This is a genomic window from Wandonia sp., from assembly GCF_984588085.1.
Genome location: NZ_CFIGVI010000020.1, coordinates 40,681 through 52,167, shown reverse-complemented (window position 1 = coordinate 52,167; position 11,487 = coordinate 40,681). Strand labels below are relative to the sequence as shown.

General features: G+C 41.5%; 13 protein-coding genes. 6 read left to right on the top strand and 7 right to left on the bottom strand.

The genetic code is table 11. From position 1 onward, the window contains the following. A partial coding sequence (locus tag AC4PL9_RS09435) for a YrzE family protein (protein ID WP_491604504.1) occupies positions 1-665 on the top strand: 665 nt, incomplete at its 5' end. 9 nt (positions 666-674) lie between these two features. Here AC4PL9_RS09435 and AC4PL9_RS09430 read toward each other — a convergent pair. Together AC4PL9_RS09430 and AC4PL9_RS09425 are read right to left on the bottom strand one after the other, a co-directional pair. Next, positions 675-1,775, bottom strand: a complete 1,101-nt coding sequence (locus AC4PL9_RS09430; protein WP_491604503.1) for a glycosyltransferase — start codon at positions 1,773-1,775, stop codon at positions 675-677. After that, positions 1,754-2,695, bottom strand: coding sequence for a lysylphosphatidylglycerol synthase domain-containing protein (locus tag AC4PL9_RS09425; protein ID WP_491604502.1), 942 nt, complete (start codon positions 2,693-2,695; stop codon positions 1,754-1,756). Before AC4PL9_RS09425 ends, AC4PL9_RS09430 begins: the two co-directional genes overlap by 22 nt. Positions 2,696-2,709: 14 nt before the next feature. Here AC4PL9_RS09425 and ruvC point away from each other — a divergent pair, with 14 nt between their 5' ends. Both ruvC and AC4PL9_RS09415 read left to right on the top strand, forming a co-directional pair. Continuing rightward, complete coding sequence (gene ruvC, locus AC4PL9_RS09420) at positions 2,710-3,264, top strand: crossover junction endodeoxyribonuclease RuvC (RefSeq protein WP_491604501.1); 555 nt, start codon at positions 2,710-2,712, stop codon at positions 3,262-3,264. Positions 3,265-3,395: 131 nt separating this feature from the next. Further along, on the top strand, positions 3,396-4,091 hold the full coding sequence (locus tag AC4PL9_RS09415; RefSeq protein WP_491604500.1) for an FkbM family methyltransferase: 696 nt from the start codon (positions 3,396-3,398) through the stop codon (positions 4,089-4,091). Positions 4,092-4,098: 7 nt separating this feature from the next. Here AC4PL9_RS09415 and AC4PL9_RS09410 read toward each other — a convergent pair whose 3' ends face one another. Together AC4PL9_RS09410 and idi are read right to left on the bottom strand one after the other, a co-directional pair. Next, the gene (locus AC4PL9_RS09410) at positions 4,099-4,503 is read right to left on the bottom strand and encodes a 6-pyruvoyl trahydropterin synthase family protein (RefSeq protein ID WP_491604499.1); all 405 of its coding nucleotides are present in this window, start codon (positions 4,501-4,503) and stop codon (positions 4,099-4,101) included. Positions 4,504-4,558: 55 nt separating this feature from the next. Beyond that, complete coding sequence (gene idi / locus AC4PL9_RS09405; RefSeq protein ID WP_343790969.1) at positions 4,559-5,080, bottom strand: isopentenyl-diphosphate Delta-isomerase; 522 nt, start codon at positions 5,078-5,080, stop codon at positions 4,559-4,561. A 244-nt stretch (positions 5,081-5,324) separates the two neighbouring features. Here idi and AC4PL9_RS09400 point away from each other — a divergent pair, with 244 nt between their 5' ends. From AC4PL9_RS09400 to AC4PL9_RS09390, 3 genes are read left to right on the top strand one after another with little or no spacing between them, the layout of a single operon-like run. Beyond that, the gene (locus tag AC4PL9_RS09400; protein WP_491604498.1) at positions 5,325-5,816 is read left to right on the top strand and encodes an RNA polymerase sigma factor; all 492 of its coding nucleotides are present in this window, start codon (positions 5,325-5,327) and stop codon (positions 5,814-5,816) included. Continuing rightward, positions 5,813-6,892 (top strand): hypothetical protein, encoded by a 1,080-nt coding sequence (locus AC4PL9_RS09395; RefSeq protein WP_491604497.1) that lies wholly within the window; start codon positions 5,813-5,815, stop codon positions 6,890-6,892. The genes AC4PL9_RS09400 and AC4PL9_RS09395 overlap by 4 nt, the downstream gene beginning before the upstream one ends. Further along, entirely contained in the window at positions 6,889-7,695 is an 807-nt protein-coding gene (locus AC4PL9_RS09390; protein ID WP_491604496.1) for an outer membrane beta-barrel protein, read from the top strand. Before AC4PL9_RS09395 ends, AC4PL9_RS09390 begins: the two co-directional genes overlap by 4 nt. A gap of 153 nt (positions 7,696-7,848) precedes the next feature. Here the strand turns inward: AC4PL9_RS09390 and AC4PL9_RS09385 are convergent, their stop codons facing one another. Genes AC4PL9_RS09385 through AC4PL9_RS09375 form a run of 3 tightly spaced genes read right to left on the bottom strand, consistent with a single transcriptional unit; the run spans position 7,849 to position 11,349 of the window. Next, on the bottom strand, positions 7,849-8,601 hold the full coding sequence (locus tag AC4PL9_RS09385; protein ID WP_491604495.1) for a succinate dehydrogenase/fumarate reductase iron-sulfur subunit: 753 nt from the start codon (positions 8,599-8,601) through the stop codon (positions 7,849-7,851). Positions 8,602-8,633: 32 nt separating this feature from the next. Further along, a complete protein-coding gene (locus AC4PL9_RS09380) occupies positions 8,634-10,637 on the bottom strand; it encodes a fumarate reductase/succinate dehydrogenase flavoprotein subunit (protein WP_491604494.1) in 2,004 nt (667 codons plus the stop codon). A 13-nt stretch (positions 10,638-10,650) separates the two neighbouring features. Beyond that, positions 10,651-11,349 carry a succinate dehydrogenase cytochrome b subunit gene (locus AC4PL9_RS09375; RefSeq protein ID WP_491604493.1) on the bottom strand — a complete coding sequence of 233 codons (699 nt, stop codon included), beginning with the start codon at positions 11,347-11,349 and terminating at the stop codon, positions 10,651-10,653. Positions 11,350-11,487: the final 138 nt, after the last annotated feature.

The window sequence follows — 11,487 nt, the reverse complement described above, 5'->3', positions numbered from 1 at the left end:
TTTCATGTGGTACATCGTCATTCCATCAACGGAAGTATCAGAGAGGCTATGAATATGGCTGGAGAGAAAGTAAAGCTGAAAAAGAGGAGGCTATCAGGTCATTTGAAGCTGAAGACAAAACAGAAGGAGCCTTCTCTTTAAGAGAAGAGGAGTGGAGAGAGACTGAAAAAACGGATGAGGTTTCTAGTAATACAACGGTTCGGATACAAGAAACAGAAACAATAGCAGAGTCCTTACCAAGGCGAAATAAACCAGATAAGAAAAGTAACATTGAAAGGAAGGGTATTTCAGAGGTAGAAGTTGAGCGGGGCTATAACGGTAACTCGGAACCGGAATCTATTGAGGAAAGAAAAGAACGTCATGCGTATAAATTTAAGAAAGCAAGTGACGCAATGTTGGTAATGATGGCAATTTTCCTGTTTCTTACACTAGCGTTCTCTATATTGGCAATGTCGTATTTTGTCGTTCCATTAATTTTGGGTTGTGCAGCTTTGTTTTTCCCTGTTACACTGCATTCTGTCTTTAGAATGGCCAGTAATAAGCGAACAAAAAAAGAAGAACTTAAGGCGAAAAACAAGAAATGGTTTTGGGGTATTTTAGTGGGATACCTTTCCTTACTTATCGTTGGTTTGGTTGTTGGACTTATACTGTTTGTTTATTTCTAATGTAACCTACTACTGTTTTACCGACCGGTCCTTCCACTCTTTGTGAATAAACAAAGAACCCAACCCGATTGAACAGAGTAAAAGCGGGTAAAAAAATTGTAATAAGGGAAGGTAGAAGGCTAGACTCCAGTTTTGATAGCGTGTAAACCAGGGTATGTACGTGATAAAATCCACACAAAAACGTACAATAAATAATCGGAAAGCAAGCGGATAGTCAGCTTGTACAATCAATAGTAAAAACGATAACGGATAGATCAGGTTAATCAAAAACACCCACCCGGCAAAGAAAGTGGCCCGGGAGTCCGTGCCTCCCGAATTGTTCGCCATCCAGCGAATTCGTTGTCGGATCAAAGCTCCGATAGATTCCGGAACAGGTGTGACAACCGTTTGTTCAGGATGGAGGGTGTAACGCACTTTTCTTCCCTGTTTTTTGAATTGAGAAAGCGCAAATTGATCATCCCCCGAAAGCAGATGGTCATGTTGTGACAGGTCGTTGTATGTCAGGTAATCTTTCGTAGCGAATAGCAGATTGGCTCCACTCGCCATCAGAGGATTATTTTCCGGAACACTTCCCTGTAACAGTTGAAAACTACCGTACTCCAGTTCCATGAGTTTACCGGCCAAAGTAGCTCCTGTCATACGAACAGGCAGACAAATCATAGCGTAACTCCCGGGATCAGGAAGGACGGAGAAATAATCTTCAGGTACTACGACATCTGCATCAAGAGTCAGTGTATAGAGAGTGTTTACTTTTTTAACTCCTTCAAATACAGCCTGTTTTTTCCCCGAAACAGGATGGGGAAGAGAAAGAATCGCAAAGGAAATGGCAGATTCCGAAAGTTCTTGTTGGATTACGGCTTTTCCATTGTCAGTAGAATGATCATCTACAAAAATGAATGCAGCGGGAAGTTGTTTTTGAGCTTTGAGAGACTGTAAAAGGGGACGAATCCGGCTTTCTTCGTTTCGGAATGGAATGATAACAGTAAGCTCTTCCGGTCGTATTTTCGGGGATTGCTTTCGCTTTCTAACGAGATTAAAAAGTAAAATATACAACGCAAAGCCGAGCGCAATACTGATCCAGAGGGCTACTACGATTTCGAGGGCTTCCATCGCAACCAGATTATTCCTCCGAGTAAAGCCGGAAGACTTAGATTAATAAACCAAAGAATCAGTGAGCAACTCAGGATCACAGCAGAATTAGGAATCAAACCTGCTAACACAAAAACGGCAATATTTTCCCGCACCAGAAGCTTTCCGAAAGCAATGGAAGGAGCCAGTGTCATGAGGAAGTAAACAGTCCAGACGGCATATAGTAATTCCAGATTAACCGGGATCGTAAACGCCGAAAGGATGAGCACGTATTGTATAGAAAAGATGCTGTGTCTTAGTAAACTCAACCCCAATAATTGCCATTTCAGCTGGTGATTCCGTTGCAGAACTAGTGCTGCATGCTGCATAGATTTTTTCCAGAAAAAACGGGAAATAAACCGTGGTACGACCATCGGTATGAGGTACAGGATAACCATTATTGTTGTGAGTAAAAAGAAAATAACCCACATCCAACCTGATATTTCGGGAAAGTCCAGATGAACGAAAAGAGCAAATCCGATGGCTCCAAAGAACATAGAAGCAATCCATTGCGCTACATTGCCATATATCGTAAGAACCGAAGCTTCTATTTGCAGGCGTTTCGGAAGCCAGATCATTCTTCCGATGAAGTTCCCCGACCGGTTGGGCGTAAAGAGACTGGAAGACACACCGGTTAACAATGAAAAAACAACTTTGGAAAGCGACACTTTTGCGTGGAGACTTTTCAGAATGATACGCCATTTTATTCCCTCGATAAGCCAGTTGATGGGCATAAGCAGAAATGCCAGGAACAAAAGAGACGGTTTCCGAAGCAGAATTTCTTCGGGGGCAAATTTGTCAAACCGAAAGAGCTGATACAGCAGGATCACCAACAAACCGATGCTAAACAGCAACTTGATGGTTGTAATTATCTTCCCGTTTATTTTCCGTAATTTCGCCAAAGTAGCTTAAAATAATGGTTGAAGATAAAATAATTCTTGGAATTGACCCGGGTACTACCGTTTTGGGGTATGGGTTAGTACACGTGCAGGCGAAAAAGCTCAGTTTACTCAATTTTGGCGTGATTCATCTACATAAATTGGGCAACCAACCGGATAAGCTGAAACGGATTTACGATCGGGTAGAGGAAATTATCAGAGAGTATAAGCCGGATGAAATGGCTATCGAAGCTCCTTTTTTCGGAAAGAATGTACAATCAATGTTAAAGTTGGGGCGTGCCCAGGGCGTTGCCATAGCGGCTGCTTTAAGTAAGAATGTGCCGTACGAAGAGTACACCCCAAAGCGGATCAAACAGAGTATTACCGGTAGTGGTAATGCTTCCAAAGAACAGGTAGCGGCTATGTTGCAAACGCTGCTGAACTTTCCGGAAATGCCGAAATATCTTGATGCAACAGACGGTCTTGCTGCGGCTGTTTGTCACTATTTTTCCAAAGGGATTGGAGAGAATAATAAGGCAGGCTCAAAAGACTGGAAATCTTTTCTTACGCAGAATCCGGAACGAAAAAGATAACTACCCGATCGGGTGGTGATGAAAGAAAATGCAAGTCAGTCCTTTTTTCTTGTACTACATAAACAGTTTATGTACATTTGCGCCCTATTTTGCTGGTTGTGAAAAACGGAATTAAATATCTATTGCAGAGAATGCTTGGTTTTAGGCGTTATCTGATTGTTTTTTCCCGTTTTAAAATTGCCACACTTCGCAAAGATAAGAAAGAAGCCGATTTCTTTGTGTTTGTTGACCTGTTGAAACATCCTACCACAATCCTTGATATAGGCGCCAATCTGGGGATCATGACGGTGCATTTGGGAAAGAAATTTCCTGCTGCAACGATCCACGCAATAGAACCTATACCGGATAATCTCGCTGTTCTATACGCTAATATTCGACGCTACCGACTCAAAAATGTGGAAGTGCATGAACTGGCGGTCGGTGACGAAGAAAAAACCGTCAAAATGGTGCTACCCGTTCAGGGAAAAACCCGTATGCAGGGATTGAGTCATGTCAAACATGAAAGTATCACCGAATGGAACGAGGGAGATGAATTTGAAGTACAGTGTACAAAGCTGGACACTCTTTTTCCGCAAGAACAGGTCGATGCTATTAAACTGGACGTTGAAAATTTTGAGTTTTTCGCACTTCGCGGCGGAATTGAAATAATACAACGGACACATCCGGTTATTTATGCCGAATTATGGGACAACGAGAACCGGGTAAAATGTTTTGATTTACTAACCGGGTTAGGCTATACAATCAATGTGGTCGAGAACGGGATTTTGGTGCCTTTTGATCCGTTGAATCATACCCAGCAGAATTTTATCTTCCTGATCAGCGAGTAAGTCGCGTTTATTTTCCGTTATATTCTACAATATTCCGTTCTGTTTCGTACAAACGTACCGTAAGTTCAAGTCGGGATGAAAGTCTTTTCCTGAGCTTGTTCCAGATAACAATAGCAATATGTTCGGCAGTAGGATTTAGTTGCGCAAATTCAGGTACGTCAAGGTTTAAGTTTCTGTGGTCAAAGGGTTCAATCACTTCTTCCCGGATGTATTGCTTCAATATCTTCATATCGATGACATATCCGGTGTCCGGATCTATTTCTCCTTCTACCCAGGCTTCCAGTACGTAATTGTGTCCGTGATAATTGGGGTTATTGCAAAGGCCAAAAACTTCGTCATTCTTTTCCTCCGACCATGTCGGATTATACAGCCGATGTGCTGCATTGAAAGTCTCTCGTCTGCATACTTTCATAACTCCCTTATTTAATTTATACAACAACTCCCGCCAAAAGGACGGGAGTGTATGACTATAAGTACTTTTTTATTTCGTCTGCATTTTCCTGCATAATGATACGGAACCACGCCGTGTAATTTTCAGGATTATTTTTCATGTCATCAACGAGATCTTCCCATGCCATGAATTTCCAGTCACCCACTTCCTCGGGGTTAGGAACCGGTTCGCCATTAAAAACACCTGTCATTACATGGTCAAATTCATGTTCGGTCATACCTTTATCCAATTCTGCTCTGTAGATAAATGGATAGGCATAAGTAAGATCTACCACAAACCCCATTTCTTCCTGCAGACGTCGTTTTCCGGCTTCGATAATTTCCTCACCGTCTCTTGGATGGCTGCAACAGGTATTCGTCCACAACCCTCCTGAATGATACTTAGAGTCGGCACGTTTCTGTAAAAGGACCTCTCCCTTATCATTCACCACAAAAACAGAAAAGGCACGGTGCAAAAGACCTTTTTCATGCGCTTCTGTTTTTCCCATCAGCCCGATGGGATTATCACTTCTGTCTACAAGGACTACTTGTTCTTCCACGTTTTTCGAATTTGATTGTGATAGACAAAGGTAATACAATTGATTCTAATTTTAGAAGCTATTGAGATGACTTGGGTGGATTATTCCGGTTTTTGAGAGTGGAATTTACTTCCTTAAACCGAAAGAAAAACAGGGAGACAGAATCTGTTGGGAAGTGTTGTCCACAATTAATTGTTAAATTTGTTAATAATCCTGTAACAAAATAAGGCGTAATCCGTCTCAGTAAAAACGAGAACAAAATCGAATGACAGTAAGTGAGTACAACATTTGTGTAAGAGACTACTCCGATAATATCTATCGGTTCGTTTTGAAACACATAAAAAATGTTGAAAAAGCGGAGGATATTGTCCAGGATGTTTTTGAAAAAGTTTGGGTAAAAGTTGAAGATATTTCATTCGCCAAAGCAAAGAGTTATTTTTTTCAGGCGGCCTATCGAACGATGATAGACTACATTCGGAAAGATGCCAGAATGTGCTACAGCGAAGACATTCAGTCGGAACAAAAGAGCTTTCAAAAACAGACGGACTTACAGGAGATTCTGAACAATGCCCTGGAGCGATTGCCCCAAATTCAACAGAGTGCGATACTGCTGCGGGATTATGAAGGTTATAGCTACGAGGAGATAGGAGAGATTTTGTCATTGAATGAGTCGCAGGTGAAAGTGTATATTTTCAGGGCGCGAAAAAATTTGAGAGAGTATTTGAGAAAAATAGATTATGTGTTAGACGAACGATGAAAAGAATTACGCGAAATAACTATGAAGCCTTTTTGCTGGATTTAAGCGAAGGGAGATTGTCTCCGGAACTGGCTGAGGAGTTGTTTGATTTTTTATCAGACAATTCTGATCTGGAAGCTGATCTGGAGGAAATGGATACGACGCCAGTTCTCTTAACCAGTCATGTTCCTAACCGTCGCAAAAACTCTTTGTATAAAGAGGAAAGCGAAGAAAACCTTCTGAACCTTATTATCTCAGTAACGGAAAATGTTGCTAAACCAAATGAAGAAAAGCAACTTTCTGTGATGATAGAAAAAAATGAGCAATGCAGAGACGAGTATAAACTCATGCGGTCGATTGCGCTTAAACCGGGAGCAGAAGAGTTTTCAAGAAAAGCGCTATTGATGCAGGAGGCACCTGTTCGTGTTATGCCTTGGTTATTGCGTTTTTCAGGAGTCGCTGCAGCGATTTTGTTTATGTGGACCTTTTTCAGAAGTGACAATCCGTCGCTATACTCTTCTGAGCGTATGGCGTATGTGAACGAAGGAGAAGTATCAACGAGGGATGTGGGAGGACAGTTGGTCGCAGAAGGATTACCACCTGATGTTACGTCCGAAAATCTCTTGAATGAAGAGACCGTTATCCAGGATGGCGGGAAAAACACTCCTCAAAACTCAATTAATTCGGGAGAAGAAAAAATGGTCTGGCTGGCAGACAATACTTTTGATAATGCGCGTACAAATTATACTGAGGACGCTGCATTACCCCGATTGAAGCAAGTAGATAATATCACATTGGACCAACATCTTGATATGGATGTGATCGCGTTGCAAACAGAAATTCCGCAACAGGAGAAAACCCTTGTTGATATTAGTGAGGAACCCAGCTATATTACAGCTATGTCTGAAGAACATGAGGATTTGAAATCTTCTTCTCTTGTGAACAAAGTAACTATTAAGATTGATGAAAGCGTTGAGTTGAAGCGTGAGAATGATGCGTTTTATGTGCGAATCGGTCGCTTTACGGTAAGTTTTGTTAAATCAATCTTTTCTAAGAATAACAAAGACGAGAACAAAAAAGAAAACAAGAAGAAATGAGAAAATTACTTTTCCTCTTTTTGTGCGGTAGTGTATTTACCGGATATGGTCAGGAGGCCGATACTACGAAAATCAAACTGGGAGACTCAAACATGACGATAGCCATTGAAAAGAATGGCAAAGATCAGGGGTACTACAACCGATACCGGAGAAAGGATAAAATTCTCGGAGATCATAAGTATGCACATTGGTCCGGATTAGATATTGGTGTGGGAATGTTGTTGAATTCTTCCGGAGGAACCTCTTTTGCAGGAGCGGATTATCTGGAAAATGATCCGTCGGCTTCATGGACATTCAATGTGAATCTTTTTGAACATTATTTTCCTATTGCGAAACATCATTTCGGATTTGTAAGTGGTATTGGTTTTAATGCTGCGCATTATGGTTTCAAGAGAAACAATAGGATTGATTTTAACTACCTGGACAATGAGATGACAGCTGAACTGGATACCGTTTGGAATTACACGCGAAATCGTTTGTTGGTTGGCTATCTGCAGCTTCCGGTTCTTTTTCAGGTAAATACCAGTGATGATTACAGAAAGAATGTACACATTGCTTTCGGTGTCCTGGCGGGTGTACGTATCGGTTCGGATGTTAAAAGGAAATCGAAACAGAATGGTGAAGTATATAAATACGTAGAAAGGGGATCGTTTTTCCTCAATCCCTTTAAATTGGACGCAACATTGCGTTTAGGATACAGAAACTGGGGGATATTTGGCAGTTATAATCTGGTTCCTCTATTTGAGACATCTGTTACGCAAAGAGCAAATGCTGTTTCGTTTGGATTGTCTTTTACCTGGTAAATAAATTTTATCTATAATCGAAAACGTGGAGGGCGATACGGTTTACCGTGTCGCCTTTTACTTTTCCTATACGGTGTGTTTGGATAAATATGGAGCAGTAAAAAGGGGGGATTCAACGAATCCCCCCTTCACTTTTATCTGAAAGAATTTCTGTTATTTTTCAGTAGTTGTCAGTGATGCTTTCATAAACTCACGGTTCATACGTGCGATATTAGAAAGAGAGATTCCCTTAGGACACTCTACCTCACAAGCTCCTGTATTTGTACAGTTTCCAAATCCTTCTTCATCCATTTGAGAAACCATATTCAATACGCGTTGTTCAGCTTCTACACGACCCTGTGGAAGTAGTGCAAACTGAGATACTTTTGCCGATACGAAAAGCATGGCAGAAGCATTTTTACAGGTAGCTACACATGCTCCACACCCGATACAAGTCGCAGCAGCAAACGCATCGTCTGCATCTTGTTTTGGAACAGGAATAGAGTTTGCATCTTGTGCTGCTCCCGTATTAACGGAAATATAACCTCCTGCCTGAATGATACGATCAAACGCAGAACGATCTACTACAAGATCCTTGATTACCGGAAATCCTTTTGCTCTCCATGGTTCGATATAAATCGTGTCTCCGTCTTTAAAAGAACGCATATGTAGCTGACAGGTAGTGACACCTGACTGAGGTCCGTGAGCACGACCATTGATGTATAATGAACACATTCCGCAAATCCCCTCGCGGCAATCGTGGTCAAATGCTACAGGTTCGTCACCTTGTTCAACCAACTGATCATTTAATACATCCAACATCTCAAGAAAGGACATATCAGGTGAAATATTGTCGATGGGGTAGTTTACAATCTTACCTTTATCATTAGCGTTTTTTTGTCGCCAGATTTTCAATGTTAATTTCATCTCTTTCGTTTTTTTAATGATTCGACAAACCCTTACTTGTAGCTTCGTTGAACCAGTTTTACGTTTTCGAATACCAATTCCTCTTTATTCATTTTGGGTTCCTGACCGTCACCGGTAAATTCCCAGGCAGAAACAAAGGCAAAGTTTTCATCGTCACGAAGAGCCTCCCCTTCGTCAGTTTGGGACTCTTCACGGAAGTGTCCACCACAAGACTCTCTTCTTGTCAGTGCATCCAGACACATTAGCTCTCCTAATTCAAGGAAGTCGGCAACGCGTCCTGCTTTGTCCAATTCAGGGTTAAATTCGTTTACAGATCCCGGAATACGAACGTTTTCCCAGAATTCTGCACGGATAACACGTATTTCTTCGATAGCCTCTTTAAGACCTTGTTCATTACGTGCCATACCACATTTATCCCACATTACTTTTCCAAGGCGTTTGTGGAAGTAGTCAACAGGTTTTGTTCCTTTGTTAGCGATAAGTTTTTCGATACGATCTTTAACTTCTTTTTCTGCTGCTTCAAACTCAGGAGTGTCTGTTGGTATTTTTCCTGTACGAATATCTTTTGATAAATAAGACCCTATAGTGTAAGGAATAACGAAATATCCGTCTGCCAGACCCTGCATTAAGGCAGAGGCTCCAAGTCGGTTTGCTCCGTGGTCACTAAAGTTCGCTTCTCCGAGAGCATATAAACCTGGGACAGTTGTCATTAAGTCATAATCTACCCAAAGTCCACCCATTGTATAGTGTACTGCCGGATAAATTTTCATTGGCGTTTCGTACGGGTTATCACCTGTAATCTGCATATACATATCAAACAGGTTTCCGTATTTTTCTCTTACAACATCTTTCCCTAATTTGATAATTGTTGCTTTATCCGGGTTAACAATGTTGTGTTTGTTTGCTTCAATTTTACCGTATCGCTCAATAGCAGCAGCATAATCAAGGAAAACAGCTTGCCCGGTTGGGTTTACACCAAATCCGGCATCACATCTTTCCTTGGCTGCACGCGAAGCCACATCACGCGGAACCAGGTTACCAAATGCAGGGTAACGTCTTTCCAGGTAATAATCGCGGTCTTCTTCTGCTATATCGTTTGCTTTCTTTTGACCTTGCTGAATGGCTTTCGCATCTTCGATCTTTTTAGGAACCCAGATACGACCGTCATTACGAAGTGACTCTGACATCAGCGTCAGCTTACTTTGATGATCTCCTGAAACGGGGATACAAGTAGGGTGAATCTGTGTAAAACAAGGATTTCCGAAGAATGCACCTTTCTTATATGCTTTCCATGCCGCACCTACGTTACTTCCCATTGCGTTTGTTGAAAGGAAGAACACGTTTCCGTACCCACCTGAACACAAAAGTACTGCGTGTCCTGAGTGACGCTCAATTTCTCCGGTTACAAGATTACGTGCAATAATTCCTCTGGCTTTACCGTCAATTTTAACGATGTCCATCATCTCATGACGATTATACATCTTAACTGTTCCCTTTGAAATTTCTTTTGAAAGTGCCGAATACGCACCTAATAAAAGCTGCTGTCCGGTTTGCCCGGCTGCGTAGAATGTACGTTGTACCTGTACCCCACCAAAAGAACGGTTGTCCAGAAGTCCACCGTATTCGCGAGCGAAAGGAACTCCCTGAGCAACGCACTGGTCAATGATGTTTGCACTTACTTCTGCCAGACGATGAACATTTGCTTCACGAGCGCGGTAGTCACCACCTTTAATTGTGTCATAGAAAAGACGGAACGTTGAGTCACCGTCATTTTTATAGTTCTTTGCTGCGTTGATTCCTCCCTGTGCTGCAATAGAGTGAGCACGTCGTGGAGAATCCTGAAAGCAGAATACTTTAACATTATACCCCATCTCAGCCAACGAAGCAGCTGCAGAAGATCCTGCAAGACCTGATCCGATTACGATCACATCTATCAGTCGCTTATTTGCCGGGTTTACAAGGGCTACTTTATTTTTATAATCAGTCCATTTTTTGTCTAATGAACCTGCTGGTATTTTTGAATCCAATGTACTCATATCTGTTTATGGATTAAGATTGTTGAGATAAAAACAAATAAACGGGGATCGCTGCAAACGCCAATGGGACAATAACAGCAAATGCTGTTCCCAATTTCTGGATAGCAGGCGTATATTTCTTGTGGCGAAGTCCCAAACTCTGGAATGCACTTTGGAAACCGTGCATCAGGTGGAATGCCAAAGCAAACATCGCAACAACGTAAAGAAGCATTGCTACAATTGCTGTGCTGTTAACGGCAGGATTAAAGAAATCCATTACAACCTGGTACAAATCTTTGTTTCCGGCAGTATCTACAGGAAGATCTCCGAAATGCATACGCCACCAGAAATTCTGCATGTGCACAACGATGAAGACAAGAATCGCTGTCCCCAACACTGCCATACTGCGTGAATACCACGTAGAATTCGCTCCCGGATTAGAGTTAGCATACTTTACCGGGCGTGCCTTTCTGTTCGCTACGGTAAGCAAAATACCGTCAATTGCGTGAAATAAAATACTGAGGTACGTAAGGTAACTTAGTATTTTGACAGCCGGGTTTGATGTCATGAATAGGGCATATTCATTGAACTGAAGTTTTCCTTCTTCTCCTGAAATGAACAATTGTAAGTTTCCGGCAAGGTGACCGACTAAAAACAAACACAGAAACAGTCCTGTCAGTGCCATCCAGTATTTCTTGGCTAAAGAGGACTTAATTAGTACTGATTTACTCATGGTATCCTTAATAATTTAAGTATGAATGCGACAAATTTAACCCACATTAAAAATAATATCAAGGTATCGTCCTATTTAGAATAAATATAGATAAATTCCGATACCTGATTTTGGTACAAATGTAATGATAAATAAAGC